The sequence below is a fragment of the Streptomyces griseicoloratus genome (genome assembly GCF_014534645.1).
GTDB classification, from domain to species: Bacteria; Actinomycetota; Actinomycetes; order Streptomycetales; family Streptomycetaceae; genus Streptomyces; species Streptomyces griseicoloratus.
The window spans coordinates 123,041-141,702 of sequence record NZ_JACVQF010000211.1 but is presented as its reverse complement, the minus strand read 5'-3'; the positions used below and the strand labels follow the sequence as shown (position 1 = coordinate 141,702).

Annotated in this window: 11 protein-coding genes; 4 read left to right on the top strand and 7 right to left on the bottom strand. The window is 72.8% G+C overall.

Translation table 11 applies throughout. The features are described 5' to 3' along the window. The first annotated feature begins 112 nt into the window (after positions 1-112). From H0H10_RS25135 to H0H10_RS25120, 4 genes are all read left to right on the top strand, one after another. Positions 113-793 (top strand): spermine/spermidine synthase domain-containing protein, encoded by a 681-nt coding sequence (locus H0H10_RS25135; RefSeq protein WP_188183367.1) that lies wholly within the window; start codon positions 113-115, stop codon positions 791-793. 113 nt (positions 794-906) lie between these two features. Then, positions 907-1,647, top strand: a complete 741-nt coding sequence (locus tag H0H10_RS25130; protein ID WP_188183366.1) for a response regulator transcription factor — start codon at positions 907-909, stop codon at positions 1,645-1,647. Next, positions 1,644-2,753, top strand: coding sequence for a sensor histidine kinase (locus H0H10_RS25125; RefSeq protein WP_188183365.1), 1,110 nt, complete (start codon positions 1,644-1,646; stop codon positions 2,751-2,753). Before H0H10_RS25130 ends, H0H10_RS25125 begins: the two co-directional genes overlap by 4 nt. A 281-nt stretch (positions 2,754-3,034) precedes the next feature. Beyond that, entirely contained in the window at positions 3,035-6,841 is a 3,807-nt protein-coding gene (locus H0H10_RS25120) for a multifunctional oxoglutarate decarboxylase/oxoglutarate dehydrogenase thiamine pyrophosphate-binding subunit/dihydrolipoyllysine-residue succinyltransferase subunit (RefSeq protein WP_188183364.1), read from the top strand. A 98-nt stretch (positions 6,842-6,939) separates the two neighbouring features. On the opposite strand, the gene fxsT is transcribed toward H0H10_RS25120, so the two are convergent. The 7 genes from fxsT to H0H10_RS25085 all read right to left on the bottom strand — a co-directional run bounded on the left by fxsT (position 6,940) and on the right by H0H10_RS25085 (position 18,516). After that, the gene (gene fxsT, locus H0H10_RS25115; RefSeq protein ID WP_188183363.1) at positions 6,940-9,942 is read right to left on the bottom strand and encodes an FxSxx-COOH system tetratricopeptide repeat protein; all 3,003 of its coding nucleotides are present in this window, start codon (positions 9,940-9,942) and stop codon (positions 6,940-6,942) included. 79 nt (positions 9,943-10,021) lie between these two features. Continuing rightward, positions 10,022-11,308: an HEXXH motif domain-containing protein gene (locus H0H10_RS25110; RefSeq protein ID WP_188183362.1), complete on the bottom strand. Its 1,287-nt coding sequence runs from the start codon at positions 11,306-11,308 to the stop codon at positions 10,022-10,024. After that, the gene (locus tag H0H10_RS25105; RefSeq protein ID WP_188183361.1) at positions 11,308-11,559 is read right to left on the bottom strand and encodes an FxSxx-COOH-like cyclophane-containing RiPP peptide; all 252 of its coding nucleotides are present in this window, start codon (positions 11,557-11,559) and stop codon (positions 11,308-11,310) included. Before H0H10_RS25105 ends, H0H10_RS25110 begins: the two co-directional genes overlap by 1 nt. A gap of 90 nt (positions 11,560-11,649) precedes the next feature. Beyond that, positions 11,650-14,841 (bottom strand): tetratricopeptide repeat protein, encoded by a 3,192-nt coding sequence (locus H0H10_RS25100; protein ID WP_188183360.1) that lies wholly within the window; start codon positions 14,839-14,841, stop codon positions 11,650-11,652. 7 nt (positions 14,842-14,848) lie between these two features. Then, the gene (locus H0H10_RS25095; RefSeq protein WP_188183423.1) at positions 14,849-15,862 is read right to left on the bottom strand and encodes an AAA family ATPase; all 1,014 of its coding nucleotides are present in this window, start codon (positions 15,860-15,862) and stop codon (positions 14,849-14,851) included. Between the two features lie 156 nt (positions 15,863-16,018). Beyond that, positions 16,019-18,112, bottom strand: coding sequence for a VMAP-C domain-containing protein (locus H0H10_RS25090; RefSeq protein ID WP_188183359.1), 2,094 nt, complete (start codon positions 18,110-18,112; stop codon positions 16,019-16,021). Next, a complete protein-coding gene (locus tag H0H10_RS25085) occupies positions 18,109-18,516 on the bottom strand; it encodes a CU044_2847 family protein (protein ID WP_309141886.1) in 408 nt (135 codons plus the stop codon). The genes H0H10_RS25090 and H0H10_RS25085 overlap by 4 nt, the downstream gene beginning before the upstream one ends. Positions 18,517-18,662 lie beyond the last annotated feature (146 nt).

Sequence of the window (18,662 nt, the reverse complement as noted above, 5' to 3'; positions counted from 1 at the left end):
GGTTCCGGGGACCTGGGCGGGATCCGGGCGACGACGGTTCCGCTTTCACCAGCACGGGCGGTCCGCCGGTAATTCCGCCCGCCATACCCGCCCCGCCTGCCAGGATGGGCCGATGTCCACCACCTCGTACGACACACCCGAAGTACTGGACCGTCGCGAGGGCCCGCACGGCGAGGTCGTCCTGCGCCGGCACGGGACGCTGCTCCAGATCATCGCGAACGGCTGCTTCCTGATGGACACCTCCGACGGACGCTCCGAGCGGCGGCTCGTCGACGTGGCGGCCGAGGCGCTCGGCGAGCGGACCGCGCCGCACGTGCTGATCGGCGGACTCGGCGTCGGCTTCTCGCTCGCACACGCCGCCGCCGACCCCCGCTGGGGCCGCATCACGGTCGTCGAACGCGAGCGCGCCATCATCGACTGGCACCGCGACGGACCGCTGGCCCCGCTGTCCGCCGACGCCCTGGCCGACCCCCGCACGGACATCGTGGAAGCGGATCTGATCGCATACGTCAATGAGACATCCGCCACGTACGACGCCCTGTGCCTCGACATCGACAACGGCCCCGACTGGACCGTCACCGAGGGCAACGACGGGCTGTACTCACCGGCCGGACTGGCAAGCTGCGCAAGGGTGTTGAGGCCCGGCGGAGTGCTCGCGGTGTGGTCGGCCCACCCCTCTCCGGAATTCGAAGAAACCTTGTGTAATGCCGGGTTCCAGCAGGTGCGTACCGAAGAGATCCCCGTTGCCCGGGGCGTTCCGGACGTCGTCCACGTCGGCATCGGACCTGGATAGCAAAGGCCCGGTGAATCCCCGTACGCTGCTGCCTTGGCGCGGATCATTCAAGCGTCAATCGCAGTCATGGGATCACCCCACGGATTCCGGAAAGCACACCTCAGGGGCGGGCGATGGAGCAGACACACACCTCCCACAACGGCACGGCGGCGGCCACCCCGGGCGCACAGCGCCGGGTGCTGGTGGTCGAGGACGACCAGACGATCGTGGACGCCATCGCGACCCGCCTGCGCGCCGAGGGATTCCTGGTGCAAACGGCGGGCGACGGTCCGTCCGCCGTCGACACGGCCGAGGCCTGGCAGCCCGACCTGCTGATCCTCGACATCATGCTGCCCGGCTTCGACGGTCTGGAGGTCTGCCGCCGCGTGCAGGCCCAGCGGCCGGTGCCGGTGCTGATGCTCACCGCGCGCGACGACGAGACGGACATGCTGGTCGGGCTCGGCGTCGGCGCCGACGACTACATGACGAAGCCGTTCTCGATGCGCGAGCTGGCCGCGCGCGTCCATGTGCTGCTGCGGCGCGTGGAGCGGGCCGCGCTGGCCGCCACCACGCCGCGCAGCGGCATCCTGCGGCTCGGCGAGCTGGAGATCGACCACGCGCAGCGCCGGGTCCGGGTGCGCAGCGAGGACGTCCACCTCACGCCCACCGAGTTCGATCTGCTGGTGTGCCTGGCGAACACCCCGCGCGCGGTGCTCTCCCGCGAGCAGCTGCTGGCCGAGGTGTGGGACTGGGCGGACGCCTCCGGCACCCGGACCGTGGACAGCCACATCAAGGCGCTGCGGCGGAAGATCGGCGCCGAGCGCATCCGTACCGTGCACGGCGTGGGCTACGCGCTGGAGACGCCGACGCCATGAGCCGAGGGCGGGAAGCCGCACGGAGGAGCCCCGGGGAGCCCTGGGGCGGCGTACGCCCGTTCTCGATCAAGACCAAGCTGGGTGCGCTGGTCGTCACGTCGGTGCTGATCACCACCGGGCTGTCGGTGATAGCGGTGCACACCAAGACGGAGCTGCGCTTCATCACGGTCTTCTCGATGATCGCCACGCTGCTGATCACGCAGTTCGTGGCCCACTCGCTGACCGCGCCGCTGGACGAGATGAACGCGGTGGCCCGGTCCATCTCGCACGGCGACTACACCCGCCGGGTGCGCGAGAACCGCCGCGACGAGCTGGGCGACCTGGCCGTCACGATCAACCGGATGGCCGACGACCTGGAGGCCCAGGACCGCCAGCGCAAGGAGCTGGTGGCCAACGTCTCGCACGAGCTGCGCACGCCCATCGCGGGGCTGCGCGCGGTGCTGGAGAACATCGTCGACGGCGTCACGGAGGCCGATCCGGAGACCATGCGCACGGCCCTGAAGCAGACCGAGCGGCTGGGCCGGCTGGTGGAGACGCTGCTGGACCTCTCCCGTCTGGACAACGGCGTCGTACCGCTGCGCAAGCGGCGCTTCGAGGTGTGGCCGTACCTGTCGGGCGTGCTCAAGGAGGCCAACATGGTCGCCTCGGCACGCGCGGGCATCGCCTCCGGGTCCGGCAGTCACACCCGCAAGGACGTCCACCTGGCCCTCGACGTCTTCCCCCCGGACCTGACCGCGCACGCGGACCCCGAGCGCATCCACCAGGTGGTCGCCAACCTCATAGACAACGCGGTCAAGCACAGCCCGCCGCACGGCCGGGTGACGGTCAAGGCGCGGCGCGGAGCCCTTCCGGAGTCGCTGGAGCTGGAGGTTCTCGACGAGGGCCCCGGCATTCCCCGGTCGGAGTGGCACCGGGTCTTCGAGCGGTTCAACCGGGGCGCGGTGTCCCGGCCGCACGGTCCGGGCAGCGACGGCGGCACCGGGCTCGGCCTGGCGATCGCGCGCTGGGCGGTGGATCTGCACGGCGGCCGGATCGGTGTGGCCGAATCCGAGCGGGGCTGCCGGATTCTCATCACCCTTCCGGGCCTGCCGTCTTCGCCAAGTTGACGTAAAGTTCGAAGCGGAGCCCCAAGATCCACAGGCGTCCGCCCTGACGGACACGTGTGATCAGCCACAGGCCCGCGCCACGTCCGCGCCGGGTCCCGGTGAGCCCTTCCCATCTGAAGCAGAACCTCGCTAGTTTCCCGCCATTTCCAGCCCTGAAACGCGGTCTGCAATGTGACTTACGCGACGATGAACGGGCCCGACCTGACCTTCCCGCTCTGGGAGGCGTAGCCTTTATTCCCGCTGTCCATCACCTTGTGAAGCGGAAGAGGGCGGTTGCCGCCGTGTCGCCACAGTCCCCCAGTAACTCGAGCATCTCGACCGACACCGATCAAGCGGGCAAGAACCCCGCTGCGGCGTTCGGCCCCAACGAGTGGCTCGTCGACGAGATCTATCAGCAGTACCTCCAGGACCCGAACTCCGTGGACCGTGCCTGGTGGGACTTCTTCGCCGACTACAAGCCGGGGGCGGCCGCCGCCCAGGCTGCGTCGGGCACCGCGACCGCGGAGACGCCGAGCGCGCCGCAGGCCGCCCCGGCCCCGCAGGCCCCGGCCGCGGCTCCGGCCGCCCCGGCGCAGCCCGCCCAGGCCCCGGCCGCTCCCCAGCCGGCCGCCGCCGCGAAGCCCGCCGCCCCGGCCGCCAAGCCCGCCGCGCCCGCCGCCCCGGCCGCGAAGCCCGCCGCCAAGGCGCCGGCGAAGGCCGAGCCCGCGAAGGAGGCCCCGGAGGGCCCCGAGCTGGTGACGCTGCGCGGACCGGCCGCCGCGGTCGCGAAGAACATGAACGCCTCGCTGGAGCTGCCCACGGCCACGTCCGTGCGCGCGGTCCCGGTGAAGCTGCTGTTCGACAACCGCATCGTCATCAACAACCACCTCAAGCGCGCCCGGGGCGGGAAGATCTCCTTCACGCACCTGATCGGCTACGCGATGGTGCAGGCCATCAAGGCCATGCCGTCGATGAACTGGTCGTTCGGCGAGAAGGACGGCAAGCCGACGCTGGTCAAGCCGGCGCACGTCAACCTCGGCCTCGCCATCGACCTGGTCAAGCCGAACGGCGACCGCCAGCTGGTCGTCGCGGCGATCAAGAAGGCCGAGACGCTGAACTTCTTCGAGTTCTGGCAGGCCTACGAGGACATCGTCCGCCGCGCCCGCGAGGGCAAGCTGACGATGGACGACTTCACCGGTGTCACGGTCTCCCTGACCAACCCCGGCGGCCTCGGCACCGTCCACTCGGTGCCGCGCCTGATGCCCGGCCAGTCGGTGATCATGGGCGTCGGCTCCATGGACTACCCGGCGGAGTTCCAGGGCACCAGCCAGGACACCCTGAACAAGCTCGGCATCTCGAAGGTCATGACGCTCACGTCGACCTACGACCACCGGGTGATCCAGGGCGCCGCCTCCGGCGAGTTCCTGCGCCAGGTCGCGAACCTCCTGCTCGGCGAGAACGGCTTCTACGACGAGATCTTCGAGTCGCTGCGCATCCCCTACGAGCCGGTCCGCTGGCTCAAGGACATCGACGCCAGCCACGACGACGACGTCACCAAGGCCGCCCGCGTCTTCGAGCTGATCCACTCCTACCGGGTCCGCGGCCACGTCATGGCCGACACCGACCCGCTGGAGTACCAGCAGCGCAAGCACCCCGACCTGGACATCACCGAGCACGGCCTCACCCTGTGGGACCTTGAGCGCGAGTTCGCCGTCGGCGGCTTCGCCGGCAAGTCGATGATGAAGCTGCGCGACATCCTCGGCGTGCTGCGCGACTCGTACTGCCGCACCACCGGCATCGAGTTCATGCACATCCAGGACCCGAAGCAGCGCAAGTGGATCCAGGACCGCGTGGAGCGCGCGCACTCCAAGCCGGAGCGCGAGGAGCAGCTGCGCATCCTGCGCCGCCTGAACGCCGCGGAGGCCTTCGAGACCTTCCTGCAGACGAAGTACGTCGGCCAGAAGCGCTTCTCCCTGGAGGGCGGCGAGTCCGTCATCCCGCTGCTGGACGCGGTCCTCGACTCGGCGGCCGAGTCCCGCCTGGACGAGGTCGTCATCGGCATGGCCCACCGCGGCCGGCTGAACGTGCTCGCCAACATCGTCGGCAAGTCGTACGCGCAGATCTTCCGCGAGTTCGAGGGCAACCTCGACCCGAAGTCGATGCACGGCTCCGGTGACGTGAAGTACCACCTCGGCGCCGAGGGCACCTTCACCGGCCTGGACGGCGAGCAGATCAAGGTCTCCCTGGTCGCGAACCCCTCGCACCTGGAGGCGGTGGACCCGGTCCTGGAGGGCGTCGCCCGCGCCAAGCAGGACATCATCAACAAGGGCGGCACGGACTTCACCGTCCTGCCGGTGGCGATCCACGGCGACGCGGCCTTCGCGGGCCAGGGCGTGGTGGCCGAGACCCTGAACATGTCGCAGCTGCGCGGCTACCGCACCGGCGGCACGGTCCACATCGTCATCAACAACCAGGTCGGCTTCACCGCCGCCCCGGAGTCCTCCCGCTCGTCGATGTACGCGACGGACGTGGCGCGGATGATCGAGGCCCCGATCTTCCACGTGAACGGCGACGACCCCGAGGCCGTGGTCCGCGTCGCGCGGCTCGCCTTCGAGTTCCGCCAGGCGTTCAACAAGGACGTGGTGATCGACCTCATCTGCTACCGCCGCCGCGGTCACAACGAGTCGGACAACCCGGCCTTCACCCAGCCGCTGATGTACGACCTGATCGACAAGAAGCGCTCGGTGCGCAAGCTCTACACCGAGTCCCTGATCGGTCGCGGCGACATCACCCTGGAAGAGGCCGAGCAGGCGCTGCAGGACTACCAGGGCCAGCTGGAGAAGGTCTTCACCGAGGTCCGCGAGGCCACCGCGCAGCCGTCGGCCGTGGAGCCCTCCGACCCGCAGGCGGAGTTCCCGGTCGCCGTGAACACCGCGGTGACCGCCGAGGTCGTCAAGCGGATCGCCGAGTCCCAGGTCAACATCCCCGACCACATCACCGTCCACCCGCGTCTGCTGCCGCAGCTGCAGCGCCGGGCGGCGATGGTCGAGGACGGCACCATCGACTGGGGCATGGGCGAGACCCTCGCCGTCGGCTCCCTCCTGCTGGAGGGCGTCCCGGTCCGGCTCGCCGGCCAGGACTCCCAGCGCGGCACCTTCGGCCAGCGGCACGCGGTCATCATCGACCGCAACACCGGCGAGGACTACACGCCGCTGCTGTACCTGTCGGAGGACCAGGCCCGCCTGAACGTCTACAACTCCCTGCTGTCCGAGTACGCGGCGATGGGCTTCGAGTACGGCTACTCGCTGGCCCGCCCCGACGCGCTCGTGATGTGGGAGGCGCAGTTCGGCGACTTCGTCAACGGCGCGCAGACGGTCGTGGACGAGTTCATCTCGTCGGCGGAGCAGAAGTGGAACCAGACGAGCGGCGTGGTGCTCCTGCTGCCGCACGGCTACGAGGGCCAGGGCCCGGACCACTCCTCGGCCCGCCCGGAGCGGTTCCTCCAGCTCTGCGCGCAGAACAACATGACGGTCGCCATGCCGACCTCGCCGTCGAACTACTTCCACCTCCTGCGGTGGCAGGTGCACAACCCGCACCACAAGCCGCTGGTCGTCTTCACCCCGAAGTCGATGCTGCGCCTGAAGGCGGCGGCCTCGAAGGCGGAGGAGTTCACCACGGGCCAGTTCCGCCCGGTCATCGGCGACGCCTCGGTCGAGGCGGCCGCGGTGAAGAAGGTCGTCTTCTGCGCCGGCAAGGTCTACTACGACCTCGACGCCGAGCGGAAGAAGCGCGGCGTGACGGACACGGCCATCATCCGCATCGAGCGCCTGTACCCGCTGCCGGGTGCCGAGCTCCAGGCGGAGATCGCCAAGTACCCGAACGCCGAGAAGTACCTGTGGGCCCAGGAGGAGCCGGCGAACCAGGGTGCCTGGCCGTTCATCGCGCTCAACCTGATCGACCACCTGGACCTGGCGGTCGGCGCCGACGTTCCGCACGGCGAGCGCCTGCGCCGCATCTCGCGCCCGCACAGCTCGTCCCCGGCCGTCGGTTCCGCCAAGCGGCACCAGGCCGAGCAGGAGCAGCTGGTGCGTGAGGTGTTCGAGGCGTGAGCCGCTGACCGGCCTCGCCGACATGCGAAGGGGCCCGGCCCCGAGTCCTCGTGACTCGGGGCCGGGCCCCTTTCTCCGTGGTCCGGCTTTTCCGTGGTTCAGCCGAGATAGGGCTCGAAGTCCCAGTACGGCCGGATGCGCTGGCGGGCGGAGAGGGTGTGCGGATGCTGGGCGCCCAGCGTACGGGTCAGCGCCAGCAGTGCGTCCTCCTCCAGCTTCCCGGCCTCCTCCTGCTCCCGCCCCGCCCGCAGGTCCGCCGCCAGCGCCACCTGGCAGGACAGCGTCAGCGGATGCTCGTGGCCCAGCATGTGCCGGGCCCTGCGCAGCGTGTCCCGGCTCAGCTCCACGGCGTCGGCGATCCGGCCGTTGAAGTTCCGCGCGCTCGCGGCGTTGAGCGCGCAGCCCAGCACCCAGGGGTGGTCCGGGCCCAGCGTGGCCGTGAGACCGGCCAGCGCGGACTCGAACATCGACATCGCCTCGGCACGCTCACCGGCCACCTGCATGACCAGCCCGGTGTTGGCGAGCATGCCGGTCGCGACGGGGTGGGCGGGGCCGAGGAGGGCACGGTAGCCGACCTCGGCCTCCCCGATGAGGTCGCGGGCCTGGCTGAGGTCGCCGTGCTCGCGGAGGTAGTTGCCGTAGTTGGTGATGAAGGCGAGGGTGCGGTAGTGCTCGCGGCCGTGCACCTGCTCCAGCTGCTCCATGAGCCCGGCCATCAGTTGGCCCACGTCCTGGGTGTGGCCGCCCTCTCTGCGGTAGCACATGGCCAGCCGGGAGCGCGCCTCCAGCGTCTGGGGGTGCTGCGCGCCGAGCACCTGTACGTGCATCCGCACCACCGGCTCCTGCCGGGCGAGCGCGTCGCGGTAACGGCCGAGGAGACGCAGATCCTCGGCGACGCCGCTGGCCGAGTTGAGGGTGCTGATGTGCCGGGCCCGCAGCACGCTCTCCCGCCGGGCGAGGACCTCCAGGTCGACTTCGTACGCCTCGGCGTACCTGCCGAGGAGCCGCAGGCTGACGCCGAGGTTGTGCCGGTCGATGAGCGTGGTGACCTCGTCCGGACCGAGCAGTCGCACGTTGCCGTCGAGGACCTCCTGCTGCAACCGGTACGCCTCCTCGTACCGCCCGAGCTGGCGCAGGCTGCTGGCCATGGCGCCCTTGGTGTTCAGTTCACCGAGATCGTCGTGCCGGTCGGCCGCCTGCAGCTTCTTGAGGACGCCGCGGTCCAGCTCGTACGCCTCGCGGAACCGTCCGCCGGCCCGGAGGATGTTGCTCTCCTGGGTGGTCAGGTCGAGCATGGGCTGGGCGAGCGGTTCCATCGTCTGCGCCCAGTGGTCGCGGACCCGCTGGGCCAGTTCCAGACCGGCCGTGTACTCACCGCTGCGGAAGCAGTAGCGCAGGCAGTTCAGCACGGTCTCCTGGACGCGGGGATCGGTACTGCCCAGCGCGCCCGAGGGCTCCAGGTGCGGCAGCAGTTCGGCGTACCGGGGCCAGTTCCTGCTGTCCATGGGGTTGCCCGGGTCGGCCTGGGCCAGCAGGGTGTGGACGGCCCTGCGGTGGACGGCACGGCCGTCCTCGCTGATGAGCTTGGAGACGATGTCGTGGACGAGTCGGTGCATGTGCACGGACTCCTGGTGCGGGCCCATCTCGACACCGGCCGGGCCACGCGTCTCGCGGGTCAGCACCGAGTAGTTGACCAGGGTGTCGAGCGCCTTCGTCCAGGCGGGCAGGTCGCTCGCCATCCACCGGAGTCCCTCGGGGAGGTCGGCCTGCGGGTAGGCGCGGATGAGGCCGAGCGGGATGCGCCCGGGCGCGAACGACGTGCACAGCCCCAGGATGTCGATGGCCCGCGGCTGTGCGTTGCGGAGGCGGTTGAGCAGTATCGACCAGGAGGTCATGGACGACTGGGGGAACCCCTCGCCGGTGGCGGGTTCGTCGACCGTGGACAGTTTGCGCTCACGCACCATCCGCAGGTACTCGGGCACCTCCATGCGCGACTCGCCGAGCCAGGAGGCGGCCTGGACCAGCGGCAGCGGCACGTCCCCGAACTCGGCGGCGACCTCGTCCGCCTCGTCCGCGGTGATGTGGGGGGCCCGGCGCATGAGGTAGCCGGTGGACTCGACGCGCACGAAGGCCGGCACCTCCAGTACGTCGGTGTGTTCGCTCCAGGCGCGGTTGCGGGAGGTCACCAGCACGTGGCCGGGGCCCTGCGGGAGCAGCGCGTTGACGGAGTCGATGTCGTCCCAGCCGTCGAAGACCAGCAGCCAGTTGGCGTGCGGCTGACCGCGTCGCAGGGAGTCGCGCACGGCACGGATGCGTTCGCCGGGCTCGCTGCCGATGGGCAGGCCGAGTTCCACGGCGAGTTCGCCCAGGCGGTCGCGCTGGATGTTGCGGTCGTCGGAGTTGACCCACCACACCAGGTCGTAGTCGGTGCTGAAGCGGTGAGCGTACTCGGCGGCGAGCTGTGTCTTGCCGATGCCGGACATGCCGAGCAGTGTGCAGGCGGCCGCACCGCGCTCGGCGTCGGCGAGTCGCTGGTGGAGATCGGTGAGCAGGTCGTCGCGGCCGGTGAACCGCGGGTTGCGGCGGGGCACCTCGCCCCAGATCTCGCATCGTGTCTCCGGGTAGCGGACACGGGCCGGGAGCACTCTCGGTACGCGGCGGCGTTCCAGTCCGAGGCGGCTCAGCAGCCGCTCCTCGGCGGCTTCCTCGCTCAGCCCCCACAGACTGGCCGGTTCGAGGACCGCGGTGGCGGGCAGCAGCGGTCGGTTGGTCAGGTTCACGGCGCAGAACCGGTCGGCGTGGGCGGCGACGAATCCGCGCAGCACGTCGTTCCATTCACCCGCGGGACGCGGACCGAGCTCGAAGAACCAGTCGTTGAGGACCAGGAGCACGCGTCCGCTCGACAGCAGCAGGTCGCCGAGCGCGTCCTCCAGGGGTACCTCACGCGGCGGGTCCCAGCGCTGCAGGGTGGTCCGGTGGCCGTGGCGTTCCAGTGTCTGCGCGATCCACGCCGCCCATGAGCGGTGATAGCCCGGGAAGACCACGAGGAAGTGCTCTGGTGCCGGCGCACCCTTGTCGGCCGACCGCCGCTGTTCCGCCATTGCCGCTCCCTGTTCCGGCGTCTGTCGCACCCTCGGACAGATCGTGCATAACTTAACGCAGCCACCCGGCCCCGGAGCGTTACACGCAGCTCCGGGCCGTCATCCCGAGGATCTCGTGATGCCGGGCCATCCGACGGACGAATTCCCGTCCCGCACTGGTCAGTTCATCGGATTCACGGAGGATCGACAAGGCCTTCCCGACCTGTTCGCGGTAGTCCGGGAACTGCCCCGCGGCCCACCGCCGCAGTGCCGACGGAAGAACACAGCCCCTGAGCATCCGGCTGGAGAAGTCGGTCAGTGCCAAATGCGCGTACGCCCCTTGGAGGACGGCCGGTACGGGCCGCGGGTCGGGACGCCAGCCCACGTGGTGCAGTGCGGTCCCGTCCGGACGGCACAGGGGCAGGAGCTCGTTGAGGGCGGCGAGCTTCGTGTGGTGGGTCTCGTGGACGAGCGACTCCGCCAGCTCCCGCCCTCCGGCGGGCAACTGGGTCAGCACGGCACAGGGAGCGGCTCGGAGCGTCGCGCTGACCGGCGCCCCGTCCGCGGGCTGGGGCGGCGCCAGGGGCACCACGGCCCGCAGCACCGCCCCGATCTCGGCCGCTCGGTCCGGGTCCGCGGCCGACATGAACGCCTGGGCGGCACGCCACCGCTCGAACCACAGGCGACGGGCGGAGGGGTGGCGCTCGGCCGCGGGAAGCGCCGAAGGCCCTATCCCGGGTGCCGGGACCCGGTAGGGGTCCAGGTCGTCGAGGACGACGGTGCCGCCCGGGAACGTCCCCAGCCCCGACCACCCCGCGTCCTCGCTCTCCGGCCGCTCCGCGACCGGCGTCCCGTCGGCTTCCGGGCGGGACAGCACCACGCCGGTGCCACCCGTCCCGTCCACGATGCGCACGCGGCCGTCCCGGCCGACCAGGCGGGCGCGGCCCGAGGGACAGCTCAGCACGCCGATGCCGGGCAGCGTCAGGGCTCCGGCCGGCACGGTGAGGGTCCGGTCGACCTCGCATCCGGCGCGGACGACGGCGGCGGCGGTCACGCCGCTCAGGTGCGCCAGGTGCCTCTCGAACTCGGGGCCCGCTGGAGCGGCCAGGGCTTCGGTGAGCCAGGCGCCGGTCATGGGGTAGTCGAGGACGTCCCGGACCGCCGCGGGGTCCGCCCGTTCCGTCCGCTCCAGCGTCGCCCAGTCCTGCTCGAATCGCCGGCGCGCGGCGGGGGTCAGGGCGGGGCCGTGCCGGTCGACCCTGACCAGCAGGGACTTGACGAGCAGCATGCGACGCGCGTGGACCGCGGCACGCAGTGCCGTCACGGCTGCCGGCCGCGGCCGGGTACTCGCGAGTTCCGACAGGATCTCGGATGGCGCAATCGCCATCAGGCCGGCTCCTGGGGAGGTTCGCCCGTCGGCACGAGTCCGGCCGAAAATACGCGCTTCCGTCCCTCGTCGGAGTACCAGATCTCGTCCGGCCCGCGGGCTCCCTCGAAGACCTGCTCGACAGCCGCCATGAGGGCCGGTTCGTCCATGGCACGCAATGTCCGCAGGTCGACGTCGGTGAGGCCGGGCAGGAGCGTGGTCCGACCGGCGACCCCGCCGGAACCAGCCACCGTGTTCACTTGCTCCGCCACCTCGGCTCCTCCCCACCCATGTCCGCCCCGCGCAGTGTCAACAGTTGCCCAGTTCTTCCCGACCGGCCGGGAGCAGAAACCCCGCCAGGATCAACTGTGTTCAAACTCGGCCGAGTTGGCCTGCTGCTCCCACGGGTGCCAGGGCGGTGCGAGCCGCCTCCACTCCTCCTCGGGCATGGCCCGGGTCGGTGCCACCGGTGCCCGTCCCGCCGCGAGCTCCTCCTCCGCGCGGCGGGTCAGCTGCACGTCGTCCCAGTCGACGTCCCGCAGCGCCCCCGTGAGCCGCTGCCACTGCTCCCGCGCCGCCCGGTAGGCCGCCCCGGCGGCGTTCGGCCGGCCGAGGAGCACCAGTACCGTCCCGCGACCGTGCCGTGCCCGCGCCGCCGTCACGGACCCCGGCCGGACGCCGTACACCGCCTGTGCCTCGCGCTCGGCGTTCTCGTAGGCCTGCAACGCCTCGAACAGGACGGGTGCCCCGGCCCGGTACCACCCTTCGAGCCGCACCCTGCCGAGCTGCAGCCACGCCTCGGCGCGCACGCCGACGTCGGCCGCCGCGCGCACCGCCTGGACCAGCAGGTGCCGGCTCTCGAACAGGTCGGGCAGGAAGCCCAGGTGGCGGAAGCGCTGGGCGAGGGCGCTGCCGACGAGTGCCTGCAGCCGGCCCCGCTGCGCGGAGCGGGCGGGCAGGGCCTTCAGCGCCTCGCGCAGGACGTACTCCGCGCGGTCCACCAGGCCCGCGCCGTCCCTGCGGGAGGCGCGGCGCAGCAGCGACTCGCCCCAGGCGGTGAGGAGTTCGCCGCGCCGGGCGCTCTCAGAGGGGGCGAGCATGACGGCCGTCTCGTAGGCCTCGTCGGCCTCCCGTGTCTCGCCCGCCGTGTCGTGGAACGCGGCGCGGGCGGCGAGGCAGGGCAGCCGCAGGGCCGGGTCGTCGCCTGCGGCCTGTTCCGCGCGCAGCAGCGCCTCCCGTGTCGCCTGCTCGTCCGATCCGGCGCCGCGCAGTGCCCGCGCCAGGTCGAGCAGGGCCCGGCTGCGTACGGCGGCGGAGGCGCCGGCGTCCTCCAGCAGGCCGCAGGCCGGGCGCAGGTCGGCGGCGGCCTCGCCGTGGCGCCCCAGGTCCAGGAGGAGCCGGCCGCGGCGCAGCAGCCGGGTCCGGTGGGCGGTCCGCCAGGTCTCCGTGCGTCCGTGCTCCGGCGCGGCTTCGGCCCCGGTGGGCGTCGCGGCCCGGCGGGCGGCCGTGGGCCAGGGCGCCGCGTCGGGTGCGAGGACGGTGAGCGCGGCCGTCAGGTGGGCCGGGTCGCCGGTGACGCGCCACAACGCGTGCAGTCCGGCGGCGAGTTCGAGTGCGGCCTCCGCCTGCGCGGTGCTGTCGGCCGGTGCCGCGCGGTGGGCCGCGGCCAGTTCCTCCGCGGCCGAGGCGAGGAGCTCCGCCCGGCGCTCCCCGGCGCGGGCCGCCACGGTGTCCGCCTCGGCGCGCAGCACCCGGCCGAGGACCAGCCGGGCCCGTACGCCGTCGTCCGGCACCGCGGCGGCGTCCGCGGTCCGCACCGCGGCCTCGGCGTGTTCCCTCGCCCGGTGCAGCACGTCGGGGTCGGCCAGCGTCCGCCACTGGCCGAGCAGCCGCTCCGCCTCCGTCACGGGCTCGGGTGTCGCGAGGTCGGGCAGGTAGAAGCGCAGCACGCGGGCGGGAATGCGGGCGAACAGCTCGGACTCGGCGCTGTCCGCGCTCCGCGGTCCGGGGTCGTCCGGGAGCGGCCCGGTGTCGTCGCCGGAGTCGTGGCCGGCGAGCCGGACGGCGGCGAGTGCGGCGAAGTTGCGGGTGCCCTTGCCGAAGCGGCGTTCCACGTACGCCGAGCAGTGTTTGAGGACGAGTCCGGCCGCGTCCTGGTCGAGGGAGCTGAGCAGCAGGTCCTGCACCCGACCGGGGTAGGTGAAGCACGGCTGCTCCTCGGTGCCGGGCACCTGGCGCAGGAGCCCGCCCAGGAGGACCTCCGCCAGTTCCATGGGCCCGGTGTCGGGGAGCATGGCCCGCTGGACGAGCTGCATGACGGGCAGGGTGAGCGGTGCCGCGGCCAGGTACACGGCGAGGCGGAGCGCGCCGGGCGAGGCGGTGGCCCGGAAGGCGCGCAGGAGGTCGTCGTCGCTGCGTGCGGCGGTGCCGGGGGCGACGGGGACGGCCGGCGCGGTGCCGGGCCTCGTCCAGGCGGCCCAGGCCCGCTCGCTGGTGGGCCCGGTGCCCGACAGCAGGCGTGCCCAGGTCTCGAACGCCTCGGGGGTCGGCTGGAGCACCGGTACGGCCGTGGCGGCGGCGTCGGGTTCCTCCCACGGCTCCTCGTCCGGCCGGAAGACGAGGCGTCCGCCGAGTTCGGCCGGCCGGAGAAGCAGTCCGGGTTCGGCGGGCAGGGCCGTACGGCCCCACAGGCGGGGTGGCAGCGGCTGGACGACGGCCAGGGGGGATGAGCGCGGCCAGTCCCGCAGGAGCCGCTGCGCTCCGCCGCTCTGCCACAGGGGGCCGACGCAGTCGCTGATCAGCAGGGTGACGGAGCGGCCCGTGGGGTCGTGGAGTTCGTCGGGCGAGCGCAGCCGGGGCCGGCGGCCGGGCCTGGGGGCCGTGCCGATCACCGGGTTTCCGGCCGCGTCGGCGTAGAGGTGGTGGACGCGGACGGCGGCGAAGGCGCCCGACTGCTGGCAGGCCTGCCGCAGCTCCTCGACCAGTTGTCCCCACACGGCCATCGCGGGGCCGGTGTCCATCAGGAGCCGGATGTCGCAGCGATGGCTGCGGGCGGGCTTCAGGACGGGCAGCACGATGCCGCCGGCGGCGGCGCGCTCGGCGGTCGCCTCCTCGTCGATCCCGCCGTCCCCGGTGGCGGCGGTGACCCGGTAGCGGCCCAGGATGCGCAGGGCCTTCTCCAGGCCGTGCAGGCCGGGCAGCGCCGTGGCGGCGGGGGCGCGCACCGGGAAGGTGGCGTGTGCGCCGTCGCCGTGCGGCCGGCCGGTGGTGCCGACCGGGGTGCGCAGCGGCACCGGCACGGACGGCGCGGGGCCGGTCGCGGCCGGCCGCGGTGCGCCGTCCGTGCCGGGTGCCGGCGGTGCCTGCGGCGGCGGGGTGTCCGGCCCGCTCCCGGAGGAACCGGACGGTGCCGGTCCGGGCCGGTCGGCGGCGCGGGGCGGTGCCCCGCCGAGCCGCCGGGCCAGCCAGACCGCGTCCGCGACGTCCTCGGCGGTGAGGTCGAGGCCGGCACGGCGCAGCCTGCCGATCAGCTCGTCCAGGGGCGCCCCATGCATCCGGCCCTCACCTCGACCGGTCGAGCGGCTGCATGAGCATGTCCGCGATCCGCTCCCGGGTGAGCCGTTCCGCGTGGGGGGTGTGCTGGGTGAGGAAGAGGGCGTTGAGCAGCTGGTCGGCGGCCATCACCTCGCCGGGGTCGCGGTCGAGGAAGCGGCCGATCAGCTCCTGTCCCGCGGCGACGCCCTCCTCGCCGAGGTGCGCCTCGACCATGGCGGTGAGCTGTTCCTCGCCGGGCGGCTCCAGTTCCAGCTGGACGCAGCGCCTGAGCAGTGGGGCGGGGAAGTCCCGCTCTCCGTTGGAGGTCAGGACGATCACCGGGAAGGCGGTGCAGGCGATGCGGCCGCCGTGCACGGCCACCCGTCCGCCGTCGTGGGTGAGCACCTCGACGACGGGCTCCCGGTCGGCGACGCGCTCCAGCTCGGGGATGGCGAACTCGCCCTCTTCGAGCGTGTTCAGCAGGTCGTTGGGCAGGTCGAGGTCGCTCTTGTCGAGTTCGTCGATCAGCAGCACCCGGGGCCGCTCGGACGGCAGGAGCGCGGTGCCGAGCGGTCCCAGCCGGATGTAGGCCCCGATTCCGGGCGCCTCGGCATCGGCTGCTCCCCGGGCGCGCTCCAGCTGGACGTCCTGGAGGCGGCCGATGGCGTCGTAGCGGTACAGGCCGTCCTGCAGCGCGGTCCGGCTGACGATCGGCCAGCGCAGCACCCGGCCCAGTCCGAGTTCGTGGGCGACCGCGTAGGCGAGGGTGGACTTGCCGGTGCCGGGGTTGCCGGTGACGAGGAGCGGGCGGCGCAGGTACAGGGCCGCGTTGACCGCGTCGACCTCGGCGGGCCGTGGCGCGTAGTTCTCCACGAGGCGGCGCCGGACGCCGAGCCGGCGGGCGCTGCTGGGGTCCTCCGGACCGGTCTGCGTGCCGCCGTCCCGCGCCCGTGCGAAGTCGCGCCAGGGGGGCGGCTCCGGTAACCGCTGTAGGCCGTCGTGCGGCTGACCCACTCCGCGGTAGATCCGCCAGTCGTTCACCATGGGCTCCTTCCGGCTCTGGTGATCTTGCAGCGGGCCCGGGCGGTTCGACGTACGACGTTACCGCCCGGCAGCCGGGCCTGCCGAGGTTCCCGGGCGGTACGGTGTTGCTTCCGGTCGGCGAACGCCCTGTCGGGCACGGACACTGACGGTTCGCTAGGCGGGTGCCGGGCCGGCCATGGGAGGCGGCCGCATCATCTCCGTTCCGTACGGCGGACGATCGGGTGGGTCGTAGAGTACGGCGATTCTGCCCGCGAGGCCCTCGCTCAGCGCGTTCTCGGGGTCCGAGACGCCGATGCGCAGGTCGCGCACGTGGCGGTGCAGGCCCTCGGCGCGGCCGGCGAGCCCCAGCAGTCGGGCGGCGCTGCGGTGGAAGGCCCGGCACTCGTCGTGGTCGTGTCCGTCCCTGCGCCACAGCACCAGGGGGTGCCCGGCCGCGAGGGCGACGGCCATGGCCTCCCGGCCGGCGCCGCTGCCGACGGGACCGCAGAAGACAGGGACGCAGGCGTCGCCGCTGCTCGACAGGCGGCCGTACGCGGCGAGTCTGCTCTCCCGGCGGCCGTCGGGCGGATGCCCGCCGTCCGTCGCCTCTCCGCGCAGGGGTACGCCGGTCAGCGGGCCGCGCACGGCGCCCGTCCAGCGGCGGCGCCATTCGGGCGTGGGCGGGCGGGCGTTGCGGCGGCGGTCCCGGACGAGGACCGTCCGGCGCAGTCCGAGCGGCATGGACTGCTCGTCGAAGAGGTCGGCGTCCTCGTCGTCACCGGCGTCGTCGGTGTCGTCGGCGACGAGCCGCCACTCGTCGAGCGGTTCGTCGAACAGGGCCCGGGGCAGGAAGGCCTCGACCACGGCCAGGTGTTCACCGCGGTCACCCAGCCGCAGGGCCTCGGCGAGCGGTTCCCTCAGGTACTGCTGGAGTTCGTGGCGCCGCACCCCGAGGTCGTTGCTGTAGACGGGGGTGACGTCCCGGCCGTCGTACAGGAGGCGGACGCTGAGCGGATAGCGCTCGCCGTAGACGGGTTCGCCGATGTCGAGGAGGACGTCGGCGCCGGCGCGGGGCGGCTCCTCGCGTACGAGGACGGGGCCGGCCGGCCGCCCCGCGGCGCGCTCGCACAGGCCGGACAGGAGCCCGTCGATGTCCTCGCGGATCGCCGCGTGGGCGTACAGGGTCGCCTGCTCCTCGATCCACCGCGTGAAGCGCCCGAGCCGCTCCGGCTCGGTGTCGGCGGCGCGTTCCAGCGCGGTGTGCCGGGCCACTTTGGCCGCGTAGAGCAGGACCGCGTCCACGTCCAGTTCGGGCCGGCTTCCCTTGTCGCTCAGGTCGCGCAGGCCGTGCAGCAGGCCCGCGCCCTCCCGCCAGGTGCGCGGTCCGTGCGCGAACGGGGAGCGGTAGTCCTCCTGCACCACCCGGGACTTGACCTCCTGGACGAGGTCGGTGACGTCCGCCGGGCCGTCGGGCGGCGGCAGGTGGGCGAAGTGGCCGTAGAGGTGGACGCGCAGCGCGGGGGCGAGCCCCGGGGCGCCGGGGCCGCGCAGCCGGGCCTGGGTGCGGGTCCAGTCGGGGTCCGGGCCGGGGCGGGTGAAGCGCGCGAGGTGGTGCAGGTCGTGCTCGCGCATGACGGTGTGCAGGATGTCGCCGCCGCGCACGTCGTACAGCTCGCGCAGCGCGGTGATCGGTACGGCGGCTCCCTCGGTGCGTCCGACGCCCTTGTTCATGGCGATGACCGAGCCGTAGCGCCGGTCGACCACGGGTCCGCCCGAGACGCCCTCGACCGGCAGGCTGCCGGTGAGCAGCAGGGCCTTGCCGTCCAGGGTGCTCGCCTCGCCGATGCCGTGCCGCATGCCGAGGGCGCCGGTCTGCCGCGACCAGCCGTGCAGTCCGACCGGCGCGGGGATGGTCGGCGCGCGGTCGCTCAGCCAGACGCAGCGGGCGTCGTCCGCGCCGTGCACCCGGACCAGCGCGATGTCCGGGAAGTCCCAGCGGCCGCGGCCCGTCCGGGACGGCTCCGGCCGCGGCTTGGCCAGCACGACTTCGCCCGTGGTGGTGCCGCCCTGCCAGGTGACACCCACGGGACTGCGACTCCGCCACACCTCCGCTCCCCCCTTTCCCACGACGTGGGCGCAGGTCAGCAGCCAGCCCGGAGCGATGAAGAACCCCGATCCCCAGTACTCGCCACGGTCCGGTGCATACCCGTCACCCGGTGCGACGATGCGCGCGAGCGAGGGGCGCACCACATCTTCGAGGGCGCTCATGCGGCACCGGCGGCCGACGGCCCGGGGACGGCGGCACCACCGCCTTCCGGTTCCGGTCCCGGTACGCCGGCCTGCCGGGCGGGTTCCGTCCAGGTCAGGGACACCGTCAGCGAGGCGGTCCCGCCGCCTCCGGCGATGGCGCCCACCACGCTGCCGGCCTGCGCCGACAGTTCGATCCCGAAGCTGACGGCGACCTCCACGGGCTCCGGGGTGTCCAGCCCGGCGCGCAGGGAGCGCACGACACCGCCGACCGTGCCGGCCAGGCCGCCCGCCATGTCGATGACGCGGTCGCGCACCCCGGTGTCGCGGAAGCCGTCCTCGTCGGCCGCGTCGTCGGCCGCGCTGACTCTGGCCCATACGACCGTGCCGTCGTCGAGCCGTATCTGTTCGATCCCACCAGCCACGGCGCCCCCGTCCGTTCGCTTCCGGCTCCCCCGGTCCTGGGGAAGTCACCTACCCCAATGGGAGGAGAAGGCTAACCCCGGACGGTGCGGAGTGCGAGGGCATGATCCGGCCGCGCCACCGCCGGCCGGACCACCGGGGATGCGGA